At 76.0% G+C, this 23255-nt stretch carries 17 protein-coding genes, 3 tRNA genes and 1 pseudogene; 9 read left to right on the forward strand and 12 right to left on the reverse strand.

All coding sequences use genetic code 11. From position 1 onward, the window contains the following. Positions 1-409 precede the first annotated feature (409 nt). Positions 410-1189, forward strand: coding sequence for an HAD-IIA family hydrolase (locus LUW75_RS16225; protein ID WP_250336255.1), 780 nt, complete (start codon positions 410-412; stop codon positions 1187-1189). Positions 1190-1314: 125 nt separating this feature from the next. Then, complete coding sequence (locus LUW75_RS16230; protein ID WP_250336256.1) at positions 1315-1692, forward strand: hypothetical protein; 378 nt, start codon at positions 1315-1317, stop codon at positions 1690-1692. Positions 1693-1700: 8 nt separating this feature from the next. Here LUW75_RS16230 and LUW75_RS16235 read toward each other — a convergent pair whose 3' ends face one another. Further along, a complete protein-coding gene (locus tag LUW75_RS16235) occupies positions 1701-2213 on the reverse strand; it encodes a hypothetical protein (protein ID WP_250336257.1) in 513 nt (170 codons plus the stop codon). 303 nt (positions 2214-2516) lie between these two features. On the opposite strand from LUW75_RS16235, the gene LUW75_RS16240 reads away from it, so the two are divergent. Further along, on the forward strand, positions 2517-2711 hold the full coding sequence (locus LUW75_RS16240) for a winged helix-turn-helix domain-containing protein (RefSeq protein ID WP_349816426.1): 195 nt from the start codon (positions 2517-2519) through the stop codon (positions 2709-2711). 154 nt (positions 2712-2865) lie between these two features. Here LUW75_RS16240 and LUW75_RS16245 read toward each other — a convergent pair. Then, positions 2866-2939, reverse strand: a tRNA-Lys gene (locus LUW75_RS16245). 168 nt (positions 2940-3107) lie between these two features. Between LUW75_RS16245 and LUW75_RS16250 the strand changes: the two are divergent. Both LUW75_RS16250 and LUW75_RS16255 read left to right on the forward strand, forming a co-directional pair. Continuing rightward, positions 3108-4398: pseudogene (locus LUW75_RS16250) on the forward strand (peptidoglycan-binding protein). A gap of 1883 nt (positions 4399-6281) precedes the next feature. Beyond that, complete coding sequence (locus LUW75_RS16255) at positions 6282-7247, forward strand: SPFH domain-containing protein (protein WP_250336259.1); 966 nt, start codon at positions 6282-6284, stop codon at positions 7245-7247. A gap of 49 nt (positions 7248-7296) precedes the next feature. On the opposite strand, the gene LUW75_RS16260 is transcribed toward LUW75_RS16255, so the two are convergent. From LUW75_RS16260 to LUW75_RS24355, 3 genes are all read right to left on the reverse strand, one after another. Next, positions 7297-7370, reverse strand: a tRNA-Lys gene (locus tag LUW75_RS16260). 177 nt (positions 7371-7547) lie between these two features. After that, a complete protein-coding gene (locus LUW75_RS16265) occupies positions 7548-8306 on the reverse strand; it encodes an IclR family transcriptional regulator (RefSeq protein ID WP_250336260.1) in 759 nt (252 codons plus the stop codon). 480 nt (positions 8307-8786) lie between these two features. After that, entirely contained in the window at positions 8787-8918 is a 132-nt protein-coding gene (locus tag LUW75_RS24355; protein ID WP_284453840.1) for a hypothetical protein, read from the reverse strand. 173 nt (positions 8919-9091) lie between these two features. Here LUW75_RS24355 and LUW75_RS16270 point away from each other — a divergent pair, with 173 nt between their 5' ends. The 3 genes from LUW75_RS16270 to LUW75_RS16280 all read left to right on the forward strand — a co-directional run bounded on the left by LUW75_RS16270 (position 9092) and on the right by LUW75_RS16280 (position 13223). Further along, positions 9092-10882: a coiled-coil domain-containing protein gene (locus LUW75_RS16270; protein WP_250336261.1), complete on the forward strand. Its 1791-nt coding sequence runs from the start codon at positions 9092-9094 to the stop codon at positions 10880-10882. 97 nt (positions 10883-10979) lie between these two features. Then, entirely contained in the window at positions 10980-11813 is an 834-nt protein-coding gene (locus tag LUW75_RS16275; protein WP_250336262.1) for a hypothetical protein, read from the forward strand. Between the two features lie 720 nt (positions 11814-12533). Next, on the forward strand, positions 12534-13223 hold the full coding sequence (locus LUW75_RS16280) for an aspartate racemase/maleate isomerase family protein (RefSeq protein ID WP_250336263.1): 690 nt from the start codon (positions 12534-12536) through the stop codon (positions 13221-13223). A 399-nt stretch (positions 13224-13622) separates the two neighbouring features. Here LUW75_RS16280 and LUW75_RS16285 read toward each other — a convergent pair whose 3' ends face one another. Continuing rightward, entirely contained in the window at positions 13623-15371 is a 1749-nt protein-coding gene (locus LUW75_RS16285; RefSeq protein ID WP_284453841.1) for a putative bifunctional diguanylate cyclase/phosphodiesterase, read from the reverse strand. Between the two features lie 550 nt (positions 15372-15921). On the opposite strand from LUW75_RS16285, the gene LUW75_RS16290 reads away from it, so the two are divergent. After that, positions 15922-17091, forward strand: a complete 1170-nt coding sequence (locus LUW75_RS16290; protein WP_250336264.1) for a M6 family metalloprotease domain-containing protein — start codon at positions 15922-15924, stop codon at positions 17089-17091. Between the two features lie 56 nt (positions 17092-17147). Here LUW75_RS16290 and LUW75_RS16295 read toward each other — a convergent pair. From LUW75_RS16295 to LUW75_RS16320, 6 genes are all read right to left on the reverse strand, one after another. Beyond that, positions 17148-17221: transfer RNA gene (locus LUW75_RS16295), tRNA-Lys, on the reverse strand. Next, entirely contained in the window at positions 17212-17874 is a 663-nt protein-coding gene (locus tag LUW75_RS16300) for a hypothetical protein (RefSeq protein ID WP_250337700.1), read from the reverse strand. The genes LUW75_RS16295 and LUW75_RS16300 overlap by 10 nt, the downstream gene beginning before the upstream one ends. 358 nt (positions 17875-18232) lie before the next feature. After that, positions 18233-18589 carry a hypothetical protein gene (locus tag LUW75_RS16305; protein WP_250336265.1) on the reverse strand — a complete coding sequence of 119 codons (357 nt, stop codon included), beginning with the start codon at positions 18587-18589 and terminating at the stop codon, positions 18233-18235. Positions 18590-19002: 413 nt separating this feature from the next. Beyond that, positions 19003-20340, reverse strand: a complete 1338-nt coding sequence (locus LUW75_RS16310; RefSeq protein WP_250336266.1) for an AAA domain-containing protein — start codon at positions 20338-20340, stop codon at positions 19003-19005. Beyond that, positions 20337-21944, reverse strand: a complete 1608-nt coding sequence (locus LUW75_RS16315; protein WP_250336267.1) for a hypothetical protein — start codon at positions 21942-21944, stop codon at positions 20337-20339. Before LUW75_RS16315 ends, LUW75_RS16310 begins: the two co-directional genes overlap by 4 nt. Next, positions 21944-23182 carry a hypothetical protein gene (locus tag LUW75_RS16320; RefSeq protein WP_250336268.1) on the reverse strand — a complete coding sequence of 413 codons (1239 nt, stop codon included), beginning with the start codon at positions 23180-23182 and terminating at the stop codon, positions 21944-21946. Before LUW75_RS16320 ends, LUW75_RS16315 begins: the two co-directional genes overlap by 1 nt. Positions 23183-23255 lie beyond the last annotated feature (73 nt).

A 23255-nucleotide genomic window follows, 5' to 3' on the forward strand; every position in this document is an offset into this window, starting at 1 on the left:
GCCCGGACAATCCTCTTTTACCGGGAGACCAGGCTACCAAGCCCTTTCCGGTCCCGCACCGCCGCGCCCGCCGGTCGCGTCCGTTCCTTCCCGGGGCAGGCGATTACCGGAAGGGAAAACGGATCGGTGCCCCCTTGGCGGGGTGGGCGCCGCGGCCTTCCTTCATTTCGCCACGGTGGTCCTCAGGAGGTCCTCTGCTGATCGGAGGCCGTCCTGGATTTCCCGCGCCGTCTTCCCCCGGTAATCGGCGGCCGGCCCGAGGGTCCGGTTTCCCGTGCGTCCACGGCGTGTTTCCGCACCCGCTTCGCCGACCGGTCCGCAGCCGTCCCCCGCGCTTACCCTGGGAGCGTCGCCGCGGTGCCGCCGCGGCGCCCCGGCACGCGGTGTCCGTACGGCAGGAGTCCCGCCCATGGCAGAGCGCAGGCCGATCGAATCCTGGCTGACCGACATGGACGGCGTCCTCATCCACGAGGGCGTACCGATCCCCGGCGCCGACGCCTTCGTCCGGAGGCTGCGGGACCGCGGCAGGCCCTTCCTCGTCCTCACCAACAACTCCACCTACACCGCCCGCGACCTGCACGCCCGGCTCTCCCGCATGGGCCTGGACGTGCCCGTGGAGAACATCTGGACGTCGGCGCTCGCCACGGCCCGGTTCCTCGACGACCAGCGGCCCGACGGCACGGCGTACGTCATCGGCGAGGCGGGGCTGACGACGGCGCTGCACGACATCGGGTACGTCCTCACCGACCACGACCCCGACTACGTGGTCCTCGGCGAGACCCGCACGTACGGCTTCGAGGCGCTCACCAAGGCGATCCGCCTCATCCACGGCGGAGCCCGCTTCATCTGCACCAACCCGGACGAGACCGGCCCGTCCGCCGAGGGGCCGCTGCCGGCGGCCGGCTCGGTCGCCGCACTGATCACCAAGGCGACCGGACGCGACCCGTACTTCGCGGGCAAGCCGAACCCGCTGATGATGCGCACCGGCCTGAACGCCATCGGCGCCCACTCCGAGACCAGCGCCATGATCGGCGACCGGATGGACACGGACGTACTGGCCGGCCTGGAGGCCGGGATGGAGACGTTCCTCGTCCTCACCGGGGTCACCGCGCCGGCGGACGTGGACCGCCACCCGTTCCGCCCGTCGGCGGTCGTCGACTCCATCGCCGATCTGGTCGACCGGGTCTGATCGGGCCCGACCGGCCGGGATCCGGGGCCGCGCCCCGCTTACCGGGCGGTAGGGGGCGACCGGGGCGGCCACCGGGGATGCGCGGAGCGGGGATACGGGTGAATCTTTCCGGGAGGAGGTTCACGATGCGTCCAGGTGTGATCGCTCTGCGTGCCGCGGCGGTGGCCGCCGTCCTCGCCCTCGCCCCGGCGGCCGGTCCCGCCCTGGCGGACGACCCGCCGGGGGCCGGCCGGGACCGGCCCGCCGCACCACCCGCCCCCGCGGAGCCGTACGCGCCGGACGGCGAGGCCGCCGACGCGGTGGCGCCCGGTGGGGACGGCGCGGTGGCGCCCGGTGGGGACGGCGCGGTGGCGAACGCGCCCAGCGTCGCCGGACACGGCCCGGGCACCCGGCACACGGTGACCGGCCTCGCCTTGGCCGGGGTCGCCGCCGTCGCGGTCGCCGTCCGCTCCGCGCACCGCGGCCGGCGCCCGGACGCGGACCCGGGCGTCGACGCGGACTGACGTACGCGCTACCCGCCGTCGGCGTACGGCGGGATGCGCCGGGCGCGGCTCTCGCAGATGCGCAGGGCGTCGGTCAGGCACTCGGCCGGGCGCTGCGTGACGAAGTGGTACTCGTCCGCCGTGGCCGGCGTCTCCGCGTCGAGGAGCGCGCGCGACAGGCGCAGGACCGTGGCGGCCGTCCCCGTCCGCCGGGCCTCGACGGCGTCGGCCAGCAGGGACAGCCGGCTGGCGGTGCCGTCCGTGACGAGGAGGGCCGGGTTGCCCTCGGGCCCGTTCCGCGGCAGGAGGCGGACGTGGGAGGGGGAGGGGAGGGGGAAGGGGAGGAAGGGGACGCGGGCTCGTGGTTCATGCCGCCGCCTCCCACCAGTGGATGCCGTGGGCGCGTTCGTGGGCGGTGAGGTACGGGCGGACGAGCGGCACGTCCTCGCCGCGTACGAAATCGTGGCGGTGGCGGCGGAGGTCCCCCGCCCCGATCGCGCGGTGGGTGACGACCAACCGCCGCGTCGCCCCGCCCGCCGCACTCCGGGGGGCCGACACCTGCGGGGCCGGCCCCTGCGGGGCGAGGCGCCGCCTGCCGCGAGCGGGAAGGAAAACGGTCAGGAGGGCGGTGAGTGGGCTTCGCATCGTCGGTCACTCCTTAGGTGATCGGCCATGCCCCGGGACCGCCTGCATCGGTCGCCGGGGTCCTTTCGTTGCGTGCTCTCAGGCAGACTTTACGCGATCTTACACAAGCGCGTTAACGCGGTAGCGCGGTAGCTGGATTTTGTGTATACGCGCAAAGTGAAGGTATGAATCTTGATCGTTCCGTTCCCGTGTGGCCTCAGGTGGCCGACGAGTTGCGCCGAAGGCTGGACGCGGGGATGTACAAGCCCGGCGAACGTTTTCCGGGCACGGTGGACATCGCCGTCGAGTTCGAGGTCAGTCAGTCCACGGCCCAGAAGGCGGTGGTTGCATTGCGTGCGGAGGGTCGGCTCTACACCGTGCTGGGTCAGGGTTCGTTCGTGAAGGACGACAAGTAGCGGGCGGGTGTGAGCAGGCGCGCGGTCGGGCCGAGCGCGACCGCCCCGCCTCGCCGCCCGCCCCCGGAAAACCGGAAGAGCCAGGCGGGGTGACTCCACGAGTCGTCCCGCCTGGCTCCCAGGTCAGTGATCGAACAGCGTTTCCGCTGATCAGTGCGCCGCCAGGGACTCGAACCCCGGACCCGCTGATTAAGAGTCAGCTGCTCTAACCAACTGAGCTAGCGGCGCCTGCTGACCGGACAACTGTACCCGACGCCGAGGAGTGCTTCCCGTCGTCCGGTCGCCCGTCCGAGGATTTCCCGTCCCCTCGCGCCTGTCGGATGGTCATTTTTTCCATTTTGGTGTTCAAAATGCGGTATGCACGGAGAGATCTCGTCGAATGTCGAGGGGAACCGTATGACCGCTCCGGTCTTCGAGGAGTACGAACCGGCCGCCGACTGCCCCTGCCCCGGATGCGCCCGGTGGCGGCGGGAACTCGTGCTCCGCCGGGCCGTGCGGGCGGGCGGGCGCCCCGGAGCGCACGGCGCACGGCGTGCCCTCGTCCTGTTCACCGCGGCGGGCGTGGTGCTGGGCGGTGGCGTACCCGCCGCGGACGGCACCGCCCGCGCGGCGGGACCGCTCCCGCCCGCCGGGTGGGCGGACCGCGACGCGGCCGGACCCGACCCGGACACTCCCCAGGGGGCGCGGCCGGGTTGTACGGCCTCCCCTTGGCCGGCCCGGCGGCCGGCTCCGTCGCGACGGCGCCGCTGCCCTCGACCACCCGCGCCGGCATCATCGCCCGGGCCGAGCGCTGGGTCGCGCAGAAGGTCCCGTACTCGATGACGAAGTACTGGACCGACGGCTACCGCCAGGACTGCTCCGGCTACGTCTCCATGGCGTGGAACCTGCCCGCCAACGAGTGGACCGGCAGCCTGCACCGCTACGGCACCCGGATCGCCTGGGCGGACCTCCAGCCGGGCGACATCCTGCTGTTCCACAACACCGACAACCCCGCCAAGGACTCCCACGTCACGATCTTCGGCGGCTGGACGGACCAGCGGCGCACCCACTACATCGCCTACGAGCAGACGAAGCCGCACACCCGCCGGCAGGCGACACCGCTGGCGTACTGGACGAACTCCGACCGGTACGTGGGGTACCGCCGCCTCGGCGTCGTCGCGGACGGCATCCTGTCGACGGCCTTCCCGGGGACCTGGCACTTCGGGCCGGGCGCGGTCAACGCGCACGTCACCCGCCTGGGCCGGATGCTCGTCGAGCGCGGCGGCGCCCGCTTCTACGGCGAGGGGCCGGACCCCCGGTGGTCGGAGGCGGACCGCAGGGCGACGGCGGCGTTCCAGCGGGCGCAGGGCTGGCGCGGCGCCGAGGCGGACGGCCTGCCGGGACCCCACACCTGGCGCCTGCTCGCCACCGGCCGGGGCAGGGACATCCCGCCGGCCGCGGGCCAGTCGCCGCCCCCGTACCCGGGGGGTCCCACTTCCGGCCGGGCCGGTCGAACCGGCACGTCGAGACGCTGGGCCGGCAGCTGGTGAGGCGCGGCTACGGCAAGCACTACCGCACCGGGCCGAACCGCCGCTGGAGCGAGGCGGACCGGCGCAACGTCCAGGACTTCCAGCGCGCCCAGGGCTGGCGCGGCGGCGCGGCCAACGGCCACCCGGGACCGGAGACATGGAGGCGGCTCTTCCGATGACCGAGCACCACACCCGCAGGACGCCCCCGCTCACGGGGGAGGTCCCCAACCTGCTGGAGCCGACCCCGTCCGTCGTGGTCGAGGCCCCCCACACGGATTCCCTGCCCCGGCCGCCGATGAGGAAGCGCCGACGGGGCAGGTCCCTCCTGCCGGGACGGTCCGACTCCGCCGTGCAGGCGGGGGCGCCGGGTTCCGGTCCGTCCGCCGTGCGGGCGAAGGCGTCACACCCCGGTCCGCCCGCAGCGCCCCGCGAGCCTGCGTCCCCCGCCCCGGTCGGCGGACCGGGCGCGGAGGCGCCCGCGCGGGCGGCACAGCCACCCGGGGCATCGGCCCTCGCGGCGGAGCGGTCGGCGCCCTCGACCTGCCCCGTGCCGGCGGGCGGCCCGGACTCCCCGGCCGCCTCCGCACTCCCGGCCGACGCCGTACCTCCGGCCGACCCCGTCCTCCCGACCGGCCCGGACTCGGCCGCCTCCGTGTCCGCAGACGACCCGCACGCGGTCGCGGCGACCGGCGAAACGAGGCCGGGGGAGCGGGCCGACGGGCCGGACCGGCGGCGACCGGCGGACGCGGAACGCCGTGCCGCCACCGCCCCGGACACCGCCGCGCACGGGCGTGAGCCGGGCTCCGGCCCGAGGGGCGCCACCGTGGCGGGCACCGGGCGTCCCGGGGACCTCACCGCCACCGGCACGGTACGGGCGGACGAGTCGGCAGGGCGCGGGGCGGCGGACCCGGGCGGGCCGACGAGGGGCGGGGCAGCGGCTCCGGGGGGAACGGCGGGGGTCAAAGCGGCGGACCCGGGCGCCCCCGCCGGGTCGGCACGCCCCGGCACACCGGGCACCGGGGCGGCACGCTCCGGGAGCCCCGCCGACCCGGACGGGACGACCGCGGCGGGGACGGCGCCCTCCGGTGAACCGGGTCGTGCGGAGCCCGTACTCCCCGAAGGGGAACCCGCCCTCCGGTCCCCGGCCCCCGACGGGCGGGGGCAGGACCCGGCCGGGGGTACGGGCCGGCCGGTGCCCCCGGAGAGCACCGCCGCCGGCCACGCCGGCCATGTCGACCACGCCGATCATGTCGATCACACCGGTCACGCCGATCGCACCGGTCACACGGACCACGCCGGCCACACCGGTCGAGAGGGCCATGACGGTCATGACGGCCACGAGGGGCCGGCTCGTTCCGGGGCCGTGCCCTTCGGGACGCCGGCCACCGGGACCGTGTACTTCGGGACACCGGCCGCGGGAACCGCGCGGACCGCCCCCGACGGGACCGCCGTCACGGACGGACCGGCCACCACCGGCGGGGCGCGCCCGGGCGGAGCCGCCCCCGGGACGGACGACCCGGCCGCCCCCACCGGGGCGACCGCCGCCCCCGCCCCCCACCGGGACGACCGGAACCCCCGCCCCCTTCCCGCACCCCGACGGCCCCGCCACCCCGGCGGCGGACCTCGCCGGGACGGGCAGGACCGGGACGGGCAGGACCGGGGTGAACGGGACCGGGACGAGCGGCACGGGAACGAGCGGGGCCGGGACGGCGCCCGCCCCGGGAGCGGCGCCGTGGACCGCCCCCGTCGAAGCCGTCCCTCCGCTGGGAACCGGCGGCGGGACCCGTGCCGGCGGGTCCGGCGCCGAGGCCCCGCCCGCCGCGCTCCCGGGGACCGGGGCCGGGACCGCGCCGGACGGCGCCCTCCACCCGCTCCCACCGTGCCCGCGACGCGGCCGCCCCCGTACGGACCGGGACCGCGCCGGCCGTGGGCTTCCGGACCGGTGGCGCGCGGACCGGCGGCACACCGGACGGCGGACCCGCCGGTGCGAGCGCCCCGGAGGCCGCGGCACGGGCATCCGAGCCCGGGACGCGGACCCCCGACCCCGGAACACGGGCGAAGGGTGCCCGGCGCGGGCGGCACGCCGGGGTGCGGCGGGGCTCGGTCCGGGCCGACGGGGGACCCGTCGAACGGGAGGGGGACCGCACTGCCCGGATGGGCGGGGCTGGCCGCCGGGCTCCTGCTCCTCGCCGGGAGCGGGGTCCTCGCCTGGTGGACGGGGGCCCTGCCGGAGGACGCGGGCCGGCTGCTGGGCCTGTCGCCCCGGCCGTACCGGGGCCTGGTCCCCGCAGCCGTCGCGCCGCCGGCGGTGGGTGTGCTGCTCGCGCTGTTCGCGTTCGGCGGCCTGGTGCGCGGCCGGGTCGGGTACGCCTCCGTCCTCACCCTGTTCGGCGACTACCGGGGCACGGTGCGCCGCACCGGCCTGCTGTGGGTGAGCCCGCTGGTGGTGCGCCGCCGCCTCGACGTGCGCCTCCGCCACTGGCGCAGCGAACCGCTGCCCGCCGTCGACGCCGACGGCACGGCGCTGCGCGTGGTCGTGCTGGTGGTGTGGCGGATCCGCGACACGGTCCGGGCGGCGCTCGCCGTCGCCGACCACGAACGGTACCTGCGCGAACAGGTGGAGGCGGCCCTCGTCCGCGTCCTGTCCCGGCTGCCCGCCGACGTGTTCCACGGCGGTTCCCCGACGCTGCGGGACGCGGACGCGGTGGGGGAGGCGATGACGCGGATGGTGGCCGACGAGTGCGCACCGGTCGGCATCGAGGTCTTCACGGCGCAGCCGACCCGCATCGAGTACGCCCCGGAGATCGAGGCCGCCATGCGCCGCCGCCGGATCGCGGCGATCGACGCCCGGCACCGCGACGCGGTCCTCGGCTCGGTCGTGGACACGGTGGACGACATGGTGCGTCGCCTCGTCGAGCGGGGCCTGGTCGACCCGGACGACTACGAGCGCAAGGACCTCGTGAAGGACCTGACCGTGGCGTTCGCCACCGGCCACGCTTCGCCGGCCGACGGGGAACGGGGCGCCTGACCCCGAACAGCGGTGAGGCCCCCGCTCTGCGGAGGGCCTCACCGGTCTGTGCGCCGCCAGGGACTCGAACCCCGGACCCGCTGATTAAGAGTCAGCTGCTCTAACCAACTGAGCTAGCGGCGCCTGCTGACAGGAGCAATACTACCCGGTCCCCAGCCGTGCTCCGACCACCGCTCCCGCGACCACCGGAACGGCCCGAACCACCGCCCTCGCGGGCGCCCGTGCCACCGTCCCCGCCGGGACGGCCGGCGCCCGCCCCGCGGGGGTCCGGTCCGTACCGCCGCGGCCGGCCCCGCCGCCTCACAGCGCCAGCGACAGCACCACCGGGGCAGCCTTGCGGTTCAGCGCGTCCGCCGCCGAGCGCAGCCGGTGGGCGTGCTCGATCGGCAGGGACAGCGCCAGGCAGCCGACCGACGCACCCGCCGTCAGCGGCACCGCCGCGCACACCGTGCCCACGGCGTACTCCTGGAGGTCCAGGACGGGGACGGTCGGCGGCTGGCTGTCCAGCTTGGAGAACAGCACCCGCTCGTTCGTGATCGTCCGCGACGTCAGCCGGGCGATCTTGTGCCGGGCCAGGTGGTCCCGCCGCCCGTTCTGGTCGAGCTGGGTCAGCAGGCACTTGCCCACCGCGCTGGCGTGCGCCGCCGAGCGGAAGTCCACCCACTCGTTGACCTTCGGCGCGTGCGGCCCGTCCACCATCTGCGTGATCTTGACCTCGCCGTCGATGTACCGGCTGATGTACACGGCCGCGCCGACCGAGTCGCGCAGCTCCGTGAGCGTCTCCTGGAGCTTGGCCTCCAGGGCCTCCCGCCGGGTCGCGCCCGAGCCGAGGAGCACCAGCGAGTCGCCCACGACGTACGCGCCGTCGGCGACCTGCTCCACGTACCCCTCCCGGCGCAGCATCCGCAGGAGCGGCGTCAGGTGCGCCGGGGGCAGCCCGGTCTCACGCGCGATCTGCGCGTCGGTGACCCCGCCGCCGTGCCGGGACACGGTCTCGAGGACGCGCAGGGCGTACTGCACCGAATGGAACGGCGCGGTCGGCTCGGGCTTCAGCGCCACGGTTTCCCCCTACCAGGTTGTGACCGCAAGCTTTTCCACCACGATAACCGCCAAGCGTCTTTCCCGGGCCACCCGTTGGCGAGGCGGGCGCCCCACCCCGCCGTCTTCATCCTTCCGGCATATGCCCGAGGCAGGATCGGGTGAGAAGGGCGAGGTCACAGGGGTGCGCCGGGGAATCCACGCCTCCGTTCACGGTCCGGGGCGGGGGACGCCCCCTTCGGGGAACCGGGTCCGATCGCGCGCCCGGAGTCGGACATGGGCGCCTTGCCGGGGATGTTCCTGGCGGGATCCGTTCCGTGCGGACACGGCGGTGCCGTCCCCGCCCCCCGCACCGGGCCCCGACGCCGGCCGGCCCGGTCCCGGTCGGCCCGCCGCCCCGGGCGCCCGGGGCCGGGAGCGGGGACGGGCGGCGGACGCGCTGCCCGTCCCGGCCCGTCCGAGCGGGCACGTCCACGGGGAGTCGCGGAGGGCCCGTCGGGTTCACCGGTGCTGGACCCACCACACCAGGGCGGTGACCGCCGCTCCGCCGGCGGCGGTGGCGGCTCCGCGGATCAGGGAGAACAGCATCGTCCGGCGGAGACGGCGCAGCGTCCTGGTGTCGAGACTGCTCATGGGTGTGCCCTTCTTGCCGGTCGTTCCCTCGGGTTGTCCCGAACGGGTGGAGGCACAGCCTGCGAGCTGGTGCAATTGTCCGCCAGGGCGAGGTGGCGAAAGCCCAGGTGGGGCGCGGACAACGCCGCGTTGGCCGTGGAAGGGGGCGGGGGATGGCGAGGCCTGGACGTCCGATGAGGCCTGCTTCGGAGACCGAGGAGGCGGCCGGCCTGGCACGCTTCCTGCACGAGCTGACCGAGGACCTGACCCTCCGGGACCTGGAGGAGCGGTTCCCGGCCGCGAGGAAGTCCTTGTGGGGTGAGTACCGGAAAGGCGCCAAGGACGTGCCGCTGGAGCTGCTCGCCCAGGTGATCAGAGCGCGGGTGCCCGTCCAGCGGCGGGAGCGGTTGCTGCGGCAGGCCGAGGCGCTCTGCCGGAAGGCGGAGGCCGCCCGGGCCGGCCGCGGACGCCTGCTGCCTGCTCCGGCGCCCTCCGCGGAAGCGGAGGCCGTGCAGGCGTACAAGGAGCTCTCCGCCGCCCTGCGCAGGCAGTTGCAGACGGAGGAGGCCCTGAAACGCAGCAACAACCTCGTGCACGTCCTGCTGTTGTCCATCGGCTCCCTGCGGTCCCGGGTCGAGGAGCTGACCGCCGAGCGGGACGCCCTGGTGCAGCAGCGGCGCGACGGCCGGCAACTGCAGCGGGTGCTCGGGGAGCGGGACGAGGCCCACGACCGACTGCTGCGCTACCGGGCCAAGCTCGAGCAGGCCCGGAGGGACCGGGACCAGGCCGAACACCTGCAGATGGTGGCGCAGCAACGTGCCGAGGAGTACCAGCGGAAGCTGGAGCGGTACGAGCGGCGCGACACCGGGGACCACACCGGCGGCGGTGCCCTGGACGGTGCCCGGGTGTCCCGGCTGTCGCCGGAAGTGCCCCTGGACGAGTACGAGTACACCCTGGAGCGCATCTCCGAGGAACTCGACGCCAACGCGCAGGAGCTGAGCCTGCTGCGCCGGGACCTGGACGAGGCCGGTCGGCCCGGGACGGACCCGCGCGTTGTCCCCGGGGAGGTCGTGGACAACGCGGACAACGACGCACCGGACCGCACGGGGCACGGGGACCGTGCTCCGCGGGGCTCGGACCCGTCCCGCTCGGCCGGGGGCGGTCCGCCCTCCGGGAAAGCGGACGGCGTCCGGCGCCGCACCGGGGAGGCCGCGGGGCCCATGCGGGTGGGCGCCTCGGCGCTTCGCTCTTTCCGGTCGGCGGAGGCCGGGGCGCGGCGGTCCCGCCCGAAGCGGTCGGCTCGGCGGGCCGGCCCGCCCTGGAGGAAGCTGGTGTGGCACACCGGGCTGGGGCGGGCGGTCGGGCTGACGCTCGGTTCGGTGGCCTGCCTTGCGGGAGCACACCTGGCCTTCGACGCCTATCAGGAGAACGCCCGGTACGAGGGGGCCCGGCCCTGCGCCCCGGGCGTGCGGGCGTCCGCGGAGCACGCCTGCATCGGTCGGGAGACCGGTCACGTGGTGGGCAGGACCGCTGGCTCCCCCGACCAGTCCCCTTCGCTGACCGTGGAACGGGCTTCGGGGAGAACCGAGGACCACGGGGTCAGCGACGCGCTGTACGAGGTCGCCCGGCCCGGGGCCGAGGCGGAGTTCACGATCTGGCGGAGCGGCGTCGTGGAGATCGCCGTGGCGGGCAGGAGCAGTCGGGTCCACTCCGCGCAGTCGGTCCTCCTCCTGGTCTGGCCGTCGATCCTCATCGGCTACGGGGTCGGCCTGCTGCTCTCGTCCGTACTCGGGAGCGGAGCAATCCGGTGGATCTTCGCGATGGAAAAGATTCTCACATCGGGATTCATCGCGATGGGCACCTTCGGGGCGCTCTTCTTCTCCCTCGAATCGAGCAGCTGGTCGGTCTGGCTGACCTCGTTCGCCGTCTGGTCGGGGCTGGTGGCCTTCGTCGCGGAAGGGTTCAAGAAGGAGTGGGAGTTCTGAGGTTCGCGGCCCGACCCGTCCAAGGGCGCGTACGGCCGCGGCCCCGGGCACCCGGAGGGTTGCGGCGGCGGGTAGGCTCCGGCACCGGGAGGCCGTCGTGCGTGGACCGGAGGTGTTCGCCCGGGCGCTGCGGGGGGACCGGGCGAGCCTGGAGACCCTGCGGCGCGGCGCTCACGTGCTCTGCGTGGTGGAGCCGCTGTCGACCGTCCTCCGCGTCGTCGCGGAACCGGACGGAGGGCAGGAGGCGGTCCTGGCCACCGTCGGCGCCTCGGGCGGCGGAACCGTGCTGCGGCTGGCGGTGCCCCGCGCGTTCCGGATCGACGGAGCCGGGCACGACGCGACGCACCTCGTGCTCCGCGCGGTCGACGGCCGCACCGTACGGGCCACTCCCGGACAGTTCGGGACACACGTCCGGCTGCTGCCGCCCGATCACAACCCGCTGTACGAGGAGCAGTCGACCGAGGCGTTCCTCGCGGCCCCGCTGCTGCCCCGGGGCGACTGGCCCCCCGGACCGCACCCCTCCGGTGCGGGACGAGGGCCTCGGGGCGATCACCTTCGACCGGGACCTGGTGGATTACGGGGTCGCGGTCACGCTCGACGGCCGGTCCCTGCGACTGTCGTTCGACGCCGCCGACGCCGGGAGGACCGCGGAACTGGCGCCCCACGGAGGAGGCTGGCGGAGGCGCTGCCCTCCATCGGGGCGGCCGGCGGGGAGTTCCTCCGGTCCCGGGCGGCGGACGGCACGGAGCCCGCGGAGGAGAAGGCGCGCTTCCTGGACGCGTTGCGGCCGGGCGGCCTGGTGGTGTACCGGTCGGGCGGCTTCGAGGTGCACTTCGACGACACCTCCGCCGACTACTTCCCGGAGGGCTACTGGCCCGCGGTGCGGTACCGCGCCGACCGGACACCGGTCTCCGTCTCCGTCGAGGCCTGAAGCACACACGACGCGCCGCCCCACCCCACCGGCACCCCTGAGGTCCTTCGAGACCCTTGGGGGCTTTGGAGGCTTTGAAGGCTTTGAGGCCGCTGAGGTGGCGGGGGCCGTTGGGGCTGTTAGGACCGTTAGGGTCCTTGAGGTCCTTGAGGTCCTTGAGGTCCTTGAAGTCTCCGATGCCCTTGGGGCCTCTGAGGCCTCTGGGATCCCCGGGATCACTGAGGTCCTTGGAGTCCTTGAGGTTCTTGGGGTCTCTGAGGTTCTTGGTCTTCCTGCGTTCCCAGTGCTCCCGGTTGCCCGTCGTGTCCAGTACCCCGGCCTTCCGGTCTTCCGGTGCCTCGGGGAATGAGGACCCCGCGCCAGGGGTACCCGCGAACCGGGACCCGGGGCCGACGGCGAGACCGGCCCGTCCGGGTGCCGTGTCCGCGTACGCACGCGGCCCCGACGGACCGCCCCTCCGTGCGACGGGGCCGGGCGCCCGGTGCCCGGGAGCCGGGGTGCCCGCCGGCGGTGCCGGACCCCGACACGCCGGATGCCGCCGCGCCGAGGGGGCGACGGGCGGCGGCCCGTCGTTCCTGATTCCCTGTTGACTGTGGTGTCCGTGTCCGCGTCACCCGCGTTATCTGAATTGTCCGTGACCAACCGTACGAGCCGCGGGCGCGCGGTCGCCCGCCCCCGCGCGGGGCGGGCCCGACCGGTGCCCCGGGGACAGGAGGCTGCATGACCACCGTCGGACTTCTCCGCCCGGAGGGTCACCCGGAGGACGACTACCGCCGTATCGAGACGCTGCTGGGCGGCGACATCCGCGTCGACCCCGTCGTGTACCAGGGACAGGGGCACGGCGCGGACCCGGGGCGGCTCACCGCCGGGGCGGAGCGGCTGCGCCTGGCCGGCGCCGACGCGGTGGTGTGGGCGTCGGCGAGCGGGTCGTTCGCCCAGGGCTGGGACGCCGCGCGCGAACGGGCCAGGTCGCTCGCGCTGGCGGCGGGCATCCCGGCGTCCAGTACGGCGATCGGCTTCGCGCACGCGGTGCGGGCGGTGGGCGCGACCCGCGTGGTGGTGGCCGGTACACGGTCCGAGGACCTCGCGGGGGCGGCCCGGTTCCTGGGCGCGGCCGGGGTCGAGGTGGTGGGCGAGTGGCGCGGGGCCGGCCGGCTGCCGTTGCCCGAGCTGGTACGGGCCGCCGACGACCCGCGCGCGGAGGCGCTGCTCGTCCCGGACACGGCCGTGCCGACCGTCGCGGAGGTGCCGGAGGCGGAGGCGGCGGTCGGGAAACCGGTGCTCACCGGGACGCTGGTCACGGTGTGGGAGGGGCTGCGGCTCGCGGAGCGGCACGGGGCGTGGGCGGACGAGCTGGGCGCGCTGTTCGTCCGGCGGGGCCCGCGCGACGTGTGGGAGCCCGGGGAATAACCGGACGCGCCCTCCCGTCGGCCGGTGGCGCAGGAGCGTCGGGTGCGGGAGGGGCCCCACAGGTGAGCGACGACGGGGCGGGTACGAGGGACCGCGGCGGGCGGGGCGATCCCGCGCCCCGGTCCGGCGTCCGCGGGCGGTGCGCCGGGCCGTACGGGTGGCCCCGGAGCACCCGTACGGTCCGGGGCGGGGCGCCCTCCCCGCGGAGCGGCCCCGTACCGCCCGCCCCGGTTCCCGTACGGGGGCGTCGTCCGCAGGCCCCGCCCCGTACGGGAGCGGCCCGTCCGGGAACCCCGGCCCCCTACGGGAGAGGCCCCGGCAGCCCCGATCCCCTACGGGATCGGCCCCAGTCGGCTCCGGCCCCCGTACGGGAGTCGCTGCGGGAATCCCGCCCGCCGTTCAGGTCCCCTCCGCACCGACGCGGATCATGTCGGCGATGCGTTCCGGGACGACCGCCCGCGAGTACCACCAGCCCTGGCCCGTGTCGCAGCCGATCCTCCGCAGGCGGTCCGCCTGCCCGGCGGTCTCCACGCACTCCGCCGTCACCGTCAGCCCCAGCCGGTGCGCCAGGTCCACCATCGCCTCGACGATCACCTCGTCGGCCGGGTTGGGGGGCGTCTCCTCCTGGAACCCGCGGACGAAGGACCCGTCGAGCTTCAGCACCGACACGGGCAGCCGGCTCAGGTACGCGAGGTTCGAGTAGCCGGTGCCGAAGTCGTCGATGGCGATCCGCACCCCCATCTCACTGAGGGCCTGCAGGGCCCGCAGGGGGCGCCCGGCCGAGCCCATCACCGCCGACTCGGTGAGCTCCAGTTGCAGTAGCCCCGGCGCCAGCCCGGTCTCGTCGAGGATCTGCGCGACGTCCGCGACCAGGTCGGAGTCCCACACCTGGCGCACGGCGACGTTGACGCTGACGAAGAGGGGCCGCGTGCCCAGGTGGTCGGTCTGCCAGCGGCGGGCCTGCCTGCACGCGGTCCGCAGGACCCACCGGCCCAGCTGCACGATGGAGCCGTCCTCCTCGGCGATCCCGATGAACCGATTCGGCGCCAGCGGGCCGAACCGGGGGTGGTTCCAGCGGACCAGTGCCTCGACGCCGCGCACCGTCCCGTCCGCCATGCCCACCAGCGGCTGGTACTCCAGCGTGAACTCGCCCCGCTCGACGGCGGGACGGAGCGTGGAGCTGAGCGCCTGCCGGGTCATGCGGTGGGCGTTGCGCTCGGGGTCGAACAGCGTCCAGCGGGCCCTGCCGTCCTCCTTCGCCCAGTACTGCGTGGTCTCGGCGGCCTGCATCAGGCCGTTGACCGTGGTGCCCGCCGCGAGCCGCTCGACGACGCCGATGGACGCGGACAGCGACAGCCGCTGCCCGGCCAGGTCGAACGGCCGCTGCACGCAGGCGAGGACGGCTTCGGCGAGGTCCGTGAGCTGCTCCGTACCGGTCGAGTCCTCGACGAGGATCGCGAACTCGTCGCCGCCGAGCCGCGCCACGAGGTGCTCGCCCCCGTGCGTGTCCGCGTCCCTCTCGGTGCACTCGGTGAGCCGGGCGGCGACGGCGGCGAGCAGCTGGTCCCCGATGCGGTGGCCGAGCGTGTCGTTGACGGCCTTGAAGCCGTCCAGGTCCAGGTAGCACAGGCCGATCCGGCCCGTCCCGCCGCCGCCGTCGTCGTGTGCGTCGTGGAAGTCGTACGACGCGTTCTCCAGCGCGGAGGTGAGGCGCTCGAAGAACAGGGCCCGGTTGGGCAGCCGGGTCACCGGATCGTGCATCTGGAGGTGGCGCAGCCGGGCCCGGAGGTCGCGGTGGGCGCTGACGTCGGCGACCGACAGCAGCAGGTGCCGGCTGCGGGGGACGGGCACGACCGTGACCTCCGCCCACAGGGACCGCCCGTCGGGCCGCTTGACGCGGCGCGTGCAGCGGAAGTGGGGGCGGTGGCCGCGCAGCACCTCGCGGTAGGCCTGCCCGGAGCGGCTGTCGGCGGTCAGGTCGACGAGGTCCGCGGCGACCCGGCGGCGCAGGGACGCGGCGTCCGCGCCGACCAGGGCGGCCAGCCCGTCGTTCGCGCTGACCACCAGGCCGTCGGCGTCGACGACGGCCATGGGGAGCTGCGCGGCGTTGAACGCCGCGTGGACGTCGCGCAGCTCCGCCGCGGACACGGGGTCCGGGGGCGGATCGCAGCACGCCGCGTCCTCGCCGTGGCCGCGGTCGTCCTGCTCCCCCCGTCACGCTTCGTGATCGTGTGGAATGCGATGCAGGGCCGTGCGACTGCCGTGTGTCCCGGTCCTTCTGGAGTTCCGCTCACCGCTCGCTCCCGCAGGGCAGTTGTGACGTACAGATCTGGTCGGGCGAGATCGGCCGTGGAAAGCGTGCCGATCCTAGGGGCTGCCGTGGGGCCGTTCCAGTGACCCCCCTGACCTGTGGACAACGGCCGGACCGCCCATCGGACACGGACGATCGTTTCTGCGCGGGTGTGTCGGCGCCCGGCCTGGCCTGAACGGATGTGACTGTCGGTGAGAAGGCGCGGGCGGCCGGGCGAGTCACCGCTCACCCGGGTGGTGCAGCGGAACAGGACGCGGGCGACAAAACCACACAGGGTGAGGAGACGTCCCGTATCTCGCACCCGGAGGTCGACGTGGAGGGTCAGCAGTCGCTCGCGCAGCCGCCCGGGGAGTGCACCGGCCGGGCCCGCGCTCCGTGGCCGCGGGGGTGTTCTCCCTCGTCGCGATCGCCGCCACGGGCCTCGCCGCGGGCCCCGCCGCGGCCGACCACCCCGCGGGGCCGTGCGCCCTGCCCCGCACCGGGGCGCACCACTCCCTCGGACTGGACACCTGGAACGCGGCCTACCCGAAACCCGAGCGGGCGCTCGACGCGGTCATGGTCTTCCTGTCGTTCCCGGACGCGGTGCCCGCGCACACGACGCGGACGATCACCGCCGACTACGTCCCCGCCACCGGCGAGTTCTTCGAACGGGCCTCGTACGGGCGGTTCACGCTGCGCGTCCACCCGCACCACGGCTGGCTGCGGATGCCCCGCCCGTCCACGGAGTACGAGGTGCGCCGGGACTGGGCGGGCGACCGGCGGGCCGCCTACCTGCGGGACGCGCTGGCCGTGGCGGACCCGGTCGTCGACTTCTCGCGGTACGACATCGTCTACCTGGTCGCGGACCCGGACGCGCCGGGCGTCGACTCGGACGCGACGAAGGTCGTGAACCTCCACACCCCGCTGCGGGCCGACGGCACCGACATCGACCGGATGGTGACCCTGTTCGAACGGCACCCGCCGGACCGCAACGTGCTGGCCCACGAGACGGGCCACGTCTTCGACCTCCCCGACCTGTACAACCGGCCCGTGGACGGCAAGGGCGACTGGGACACCCACGTGGGCGACTGGGACGTCATGGGCAGCCAGTTCGCGCTCGCCCCGGAGCCCTTCGGCTGGCACAAGTGGAAGCTGGGCTGGCTCGGCGGCCACCAGGTGCGCTGCGTGCGGGAGCCGCAGCCGGTGACCCTCCGGCCGCTGGCGGCGGAGGGCGGCGGCCCCGCCGCGCCGGGCACCCGCCTGGCGGTGGTCCGCACCGGCACGGGCAGCGCCCTCGCGGTCGAGGCGCGCGGGGCGGCCGGCAACGACCGGGACACCTGCACGGAGGGCGTGCTGGTCTACCGGGTGCGCAGCGCGACGGAGTCGGGCGCGGGACCCGTGGAGGTGGTGGACGCCCACCCGCTGACGGAGGCGTGCCGCGGCCGCTCCGTGTATCCGCCGCTCGCGGACGCGCCGCTGGCGGAGGGGGAGGCGCTCACCGTGCCGGGGGAGGGCACCCGGGTGGAGGTCCTGGGCCGCACGGCGGCGGGCGCCTGGCGGGTGAGGATCACTCCGTGACCCGGTGACCGCACACGGAGAAGCCCCCCGCTTCCGCGAGGGGCTTCTCCCGTCCGTGCGCCGCCAGGGACTCGAACCCCGGACCCGCTGATTAAGAGTCAGCTGCTCTAACCAACTGAGCTAGCGGCGCCTGCTGACGTCGTAGACACTAGCACCCCGTTCCGCGCGGGGAGAAATCGATATCCGCACGTCACCGGCGGATGTGGCGCGCGCCACCCGCACGCAGGCCCACAGCACCACCTCCGGGCCCGGCAACCAGGGCGAGCGCGTGTCGGGGGCCACGAGCCAGCGCGGGCCCTCCCCGCCCCCGGGCGCCGGCGGCGGGACGGTGACCGCGTCCCCGACGCCGTGGCACAGCATCGGCGGGACCGCGTCGCCCCACTCCTCCCAGGCGAGCAGCGCGGGCAGCCGGCGGCTGGTGCCGGGGGCGGTGAACAGCAGCACCCGCCCGAGATGCGCGGCGACCGGTCCGGAACCGGGCCCCTCGTCCCACAGCCGGTCCAGGATGCGGCGCCCGAAGACCGCGGGGACGTTCACCACGTCGAAGACCGTGCCGCAGGGGAGGACGGCGGGGACCCCGGGGCGGACCTCCCAGGGCGCGAGCACGGAGGCCGGGTGCGGGGAGGCGGACGCGAGCCACTCGGCGCCGTCGGCGCTGATCTGCGAGGTGTGGCGCGGACCGCGGGTCCGCGCCTGCCGGGGGAGGTCGGCGCGGCACTCGGCGGCACCGGTGTGGACGCGGGCGGGGCTCTGAGGGGTCTCGTCTCGCAGCCAGGTACTCATGAGGGGCATGTCTACCGAGGGTGACGTGTCGATTTCACAGGGTTTCCGAAAACGGGGACAGGAGGAGGGGCGAGGGGGTACCTTCCGCCCTCGGCATATGCCGAGGACGTGCCCGGTGCGCCCGCGCGACGGCACGCCGGGCATACCCGACGGGCCGGGGGCCGGGAGTCCGGCGACTCGGGGAGGTCCGGTGCGCCGGGTGTGCCCGGCGGCTCGGGGAGGCCCGGGGGTCCTGTACGACCGGTGTGCCCGGCGGCTCCGAGGCGGACGCGCCCGGGAGGGGACGTCCGGCGGTTCCGGGAGGCCGGAAGCCCCGTGTGCCGGGGAGGGGCGTGTCCGGCGCGCCCGGGAGGCCTGCTCAGCCGCCGTCGCCGGGGGCGCCGCCGCGCAGCAGGTCCCGGCCGAACTCGACCATCCTCCTCGCGTAGTCCTCGCCCCACTGCGCCCGCTCCGCGATGTCGGCGGTGGACAGCCGGTCGAAGCGGCGCGGGTCCGCGAGCTGCGCGGCCGCGATCGCCTGGTACTCGGCGGCCCGGTCGGCGGCCGCGCGGAAGGCGACCGTCAGCTCCGTGGACCGGGCGAGCAGCACGCGGGGGTCGTCGATGGACTCCAGGTCGAAGAAGTGCTCCGGGTCGGCGGCGGCCTCCGCAGGTTCGAAGAGCAGGGGCGCCGGCCTGAGCCGCCGCTGCTGCCCGCTCCGTTCGGTTTCCGCCATGGAGGACTCCGTTCCGCTCGCCGTGCCGTCGCCCCCGTCCGGTGGGCGGCCACCGCCCATTGTCCAGGCTCCCGCAAGACCGCGTGCGGGCCGCGCCCCGGCCGCCCGGGGCGGCGCACCGGGGGGACGCCGGGGGACGCCGGGGGCGCGGATGCCGCCGCCCTCGCCCCCGCCCGACCGCGCCGGCGGGCACGCCGCCCGCGCCGGCGGCCCCGGCGGGGGTCCGCCCGGCCCGTCGTCGGCCGCCACGGCGGCCACCACCACGGCCGGGCGGTCCGGCTCCGGTGCGGTCGGATCGTCGCGGTGCCCGCCTCCGGTCGTACGCGCCTCCGGCCGTACGCCTGCCCGGGTTTCGCGGTCTCCGGGGCGGCCCGCCACCGCACGGACGCCGGGGCGCACCGCGCGCCCGCCGCTCAGGGGCGCAGGCGGACGCGGTGCTCCGACAGGTGCGAGAGGACCGCGTGGTTCGCCTCCCAGCCGTCCGGGAACCTGACCGTCACCCCCAGCTGGACCGGTTCCGTCGACGGGTGCTCGTCCAGCAGGTCCGCGACGCCCTCGCGGCAGACCACCACGCACGCGTGGCGGTGGCGGGACACCAGGACGCACAGCCGGCCCGTCTCCAGGTGGAACGCCGTCGCGTCGGGGCGGCCCGACAGGGGGTGCAGGACGACCGTCACGTCGTACTCGCGGCCCTGCAGCCGGTTCGCCGTGTCGACCGTCACGCCGGGGACCCCCAGGTCGGCGAGGGCCGCGCGGACGGCGGCCGCCTGGTCGCGGTGGGCGGTGCCGACCGCGACGCGGTCCGCCGTGACGGGCACGGGGTGCCCGGCGCGTTCGCTGACGGCCGCCGCGCCCCGGTCCAGCAGGCGCCGTACCACCAGCGCGCACGCCCGGACGGCCTCCGGGTCCGTGCGCGGCGTGTGGCGGGCCGGCAGCTCCAGCAGGCCCCAGCCGGACTCCGCCGCCTCGTCCAGCACCCGGTCGGCCGCCGAGCCGTCCGACGCCGCGCCGAACGCCAGCCGCCGGTCGCCGGGGCCGGTGCCCGCGCGGAACGGCGTGTACGGGTAGAACGCCTCCGACACGAGCGGCGCCGCCGAGGCGGGCAGCCGCCACGACACCGGCAACCGGTGCTGGGGCAGCTCCGGGTTGTGCGCCAGCAGCGTCGACACGGCGCTCGCCGACGGGTCGTACGACAGGCCCGCCCACTGCTCGGCGCCCACCACCGAGAACGGGTCCAGCTGCCCCGGGTCGCCCACGAACAGCGCCCGTTCGAACAACCCCGCCACCGCCAGCAGCGCGTCCGACCGCATCTGGTACGCCTCGTCGACGATGGCGTGCCGCCACGGCCCGACGCCCTTCACGTGCGCCCACTTCGCCGCGGTGGAGACGACCACCGGCAGTCCGGCCAGGTCCGCCGCCTTCGCCGACTTCACGACCTGGTCCAGCCCGTCCAGCGCCTTGTCGTACGCGTCCGCGTCGCTCGCGTGCAGCCGCCCCACGGGCAGCTCGGGCTCCTTCTCGGCGATCCGCAGCACCAGGTCGTCGACCTGCGCGTTCGTCTGCGCGACCACCATCAGGGGGCGGCCCGCGGCGGCCAGCTCCAGCGCGGCGCGCACCACCAGCGTCGACTTGCCCGCACCGGGCGGAGAGTCCACGACGACGCCCCGCGCGCCCCCGCGGAGGGTGTCCTCCAGGATGGAGCGGGTCGCCGCGGCCGCCGCCGACGACGGGTCGGGCACTTCGCTTCTCACAGCACGTCCTCCGGGGTCACCGGGTCGGGCGCCTCCGCCGCGTCCGGGCGGGGCGGGCCGCCGTGGGTCCACGGCGTCTCCTCCGGGTCGGGCAGCTTCGGGCCCGCCCGCCGGTCGTGCTCGAACAGCGTCCACACGGTCCGGTCGCCCACCTCCGGCACGGAGCCCTCCGCCGGCTCCCTCGACCGGCCCATCCGGTCCAGCAGCCGCAGCACCACCGTCCGGCCGCCCCCCGCGTCCCCGGCCTCCCCGTACCCGGCGAACTCCGCCGCCTGCGGACGCCCGTCCAGCGACCGGTACGCCCTCACGCCCGCGCCCAGGTGCGGCGCGTCGTCGGTCCGCACGGTCACCAGGGGGCGCGGCGACGGGCGCTTCGAATCCGTCCACGCCATCACCACCTCCACCACCTCCCCGGCGAACGCCTCGCCCGCGAGCCTCCGCCCCGCCATCACCAGCGGGTCGTCCAGCGCCTCCTGCGCCTCCAGCTGCGCCTGCGCGCTCTCCCGCGCGGCCAGTTTCCGCGCCGCCGTCACCGCGTCGTCCCGGCGCGGCTGCGGCGGCTCACCGGCCCGCACCCGGTCCCGGTGCCCGGTGAACGACCAGCGGTCCCGCGTCCAGCGGTCCGCGACGTGCCGCCCCGGCGGCAGCTCCCGCACCAGCTCCAGCGCCCGCCACACCGCGTCCCACGTCGGCCGCAGCTGCGCCAGGACCAGGCGCCTGACCTCCGCCTCCGCCCGGTGCAGCGCGTCCAGCCGCTCGTCGGCCGCCCCGCCGTCCTCCGCGGCGCCCAGCGCCTGCCGGGCCCGGTCGTACCGCTCGACGGCGGGCGCCAGCAGCCGGTTGTCGAACGCGGGGTCGGTCGCCGGGCCCGCGGGCGGGCACAGCAGCTGCCCGTCCCGGTCCCTGCCCAGCTCCGCACGGAGGGCGGCCGCCGCGCCGGACTCCCCGGCCGGGGGGTCGATCCAGGCGAGGAGCGCGCCCAGGTGCTGGTCCTCCAGGGAGGACTGGCCGGTCGCCCAGTGCCGGTTCAGCAGGTCCGTCGCCGCGACCAGCAGCGACGAGCCCGGCACCCGGGCCCGGTCCCCGTAGTGGGTCAGCCACCGGCCCAGCAGCGGCACGCGCGGCGGGGCGGGGAACGGCGCCCCCGGGTCCTCCTCGGCCGTCCGCCGGAACCGCGTGGACCGCCCCAGCAGCCGTACGTACTCGACGCCCGCGCGCCCGGGCACGACCAGCTGCGGCGCGTCCAGGCACAGCTCGACCTCGACCTTCACCTTCCTGCCGGTCTCCGGGTCGGTCTCGGACCTCTCGGCCGGCTCGACGGCGTCCGCGTACGCGTCGACGTGCGGCAGCACGGCCTCCGCCAGGTCGGCGAGGAACGCGAACCGCAGGTCCCGGTCGCGGGGCTGCGGCACGACCAGGAGCCGGGGCGCCCCGGGGTCCGTGCCGACCAGGGCGCCCAGCGGCGCGCCGGCCTCGCCGGAGGTGGTCAGCGGGACGAACACGAGCGGCCGCTCCGATACGTGGCGGTGGCGCACGGTGGTCAGCGCGCGCGCCCGCCCGGCCTCGACCGCCTCCAGCCGCGCCAGGGTGGAGACCAGCGACATCAGGCCGCCCCCGCCCCGGTGCGCGCGTCCGCCCCCGCGGCCTGCCCGGGCACGCCCGCGCCGCCCCGCGGTTCCGCGCCGGTCCCGGCGACCGCCTCCGCGCGCAGGGCCGCCGCGCGCCGCAGCGCCGCGACCGCCGGGTCGCCGGGGTCCCCCGCCTCGCCCCGGGCCGCCGCGAGCACGGCGCCGACCGTCGTCAGGCCGCCCAGCTCCCCGCGCACCGAACGGCCCAGGGCCTCCACCGCGCCGGCCGTGCGGGCCCGGTCGCGGCAGTGGAACGCCAGCTCGCACGCCGCCAGGCACTCCGGCGCGTACGCGTGCGGCACCGCGTCCACGGCCGCCGCCAGCTGCTCCGCCGAACACGCCGCCACGTCGAACGTCATCCCCCGCGGGACCTCCGCCGCGATGTCCTCCAAGCGGGTCAGGCGCGCCAGTTGACGGCGGGTCACCGAGAGCTGCCTGCGCACGTCGACGGGTGAGCCGGTCGGCTGGTTGGAGAAGTCCCTCGGGCAGACCAGCAGCACCGTGTGGTCCACCTCCGCCCCGTCCGTGACCGCGGCGATCCGCTCCAGCGCCAGGACGTACACCGCCGCCTGCCGGGCGGCCGCCCCGACCTTCGCCGCGTCCGCCGAACCGTCGATCACGGGAAAGGACTTGACCTCCACGACGGTCCACCGGCCGTCCGGCCGCACCACCACCGCGTCCGGCTCCAGGTACGCCGGCGAACCGGCCACCTCCAGCGCCAGCAGCGGGTGGTCGAGCAGTGTCCAGCCGCCCGCCGCCGTGGCCTCCCGCAGCGCCAGCGCCGTCCGCGCCGCCCGTCCCTCGGGACCGGCCGCGGCCAGGTCGGGCGTGCGCACCCCGTCCGGCGCCTCCGCCCCGAGGAGCCGCAGCAGTTCGGCGCCCCCGTCGGCCTTGACCCTCGCCTCGAAGGCGTGGCCCCGCATGAAGGCGAACTGCGACTGCCCGAACCCGGACGGCGCGCCCAGCGCCGACGCGAGCCCGGTCTTGTCGACCCCCGCGCCGTCCAGCAGGGCGCGGCGGCGGCAGCCCGGGTTGGCGGCGAGGGCGGCCAGCGCGCGGGCGTCCAACGGGTGCGGTACCGCGGCGGGGCCGCGCAGTTCGGCCAGCCGGCGCCGCAGGGCCGCCCGCCGCGGGACCTCCGGCTCCTGCGGGGTCTGCCGGGTCTGCGGAGTTCGCGGAGCCGGACGCGGTCCGCTGCCCAGGGAATCGCTCACCGCGGAAGTCTCGCATCCACCACCGACAGACGGGACCGCCTCCCCTCCTCCCCGGCCGCTCCGCGCGTGTACG

The sequence above is a fragment of the Streptomyces sp. MRC013 genome, from assembly GCF_023614235.1.
GTDB lineage: Bacteria > Actinomycetota > Actinomycetes > Streptomycetales > Streptomycetaceae > Streptomyces.

What these genes read in the sequence shown, in the direction of transcription:
- LUW75_RS16305 (WP_250336265.1), bottom strand. Translation starts at nt 18,589, where the DNA reads ATGGCGGAAACCGAACGGAGCGGGCAGCAGCGGCGGCTCAGGCCGGCG.
- LUW75_RS16270 (WP_250336261.1), top strand. Translation starts at nt 9,092, where the DNA reads ATGAGGCCTGCTTCGGAGACCGAGGAGGCGGCCGGCCTGGCACGCTTC.
- LUW75_RS24355 (WP_284453840.1), bottom strand. Translation starts at nt 8,918, where the DNA reads ATGAGCAGTCTCGACACCAGGACGCTGCGCCGTCTCCGCCGGACGATG.
- LUW75_RS16225 (WP_250336255.1), top strand. Translation starts at nt 410, where the DNA reads ATGGCAGAGCGCAGGCCGATCGAATCCTGGCTGACCGACATGGACGGC.
- LUW75_RS16300 (WP_250337700.1), bottom strand. Translation starts at nt 17,874, where the DNA reads ATGAGTACCTGGCTGCGAGACGAGACCCCTCAGAGCCCCGCCCGCGTC.
- LUW75_RS16230 (WP_250336256.1), top strand. Translation starts at nt 1,315, where the DNA reads ATGCGTCCAGGTGTGATCGCTCTGCGTGCCGCGGCGGTGGCCGCCGTC.
- LUW75_RS16315 (WP_250336267.1), bottom strand. Translation starts at nt 21,944, where the DNA reads ATGTCGCTGGTCTCCACCCTGGCGCGGCTGGAGGCGGTCGAGGCCGGG.
- LUW75_RS16280 (WP_250336263.1), top strand. Translation starts at nt 12,534, where the DNA reads ATGACCACCGTCGGACTTCTCCGCCCGGAGGGTCACCCGGAGGACGAC.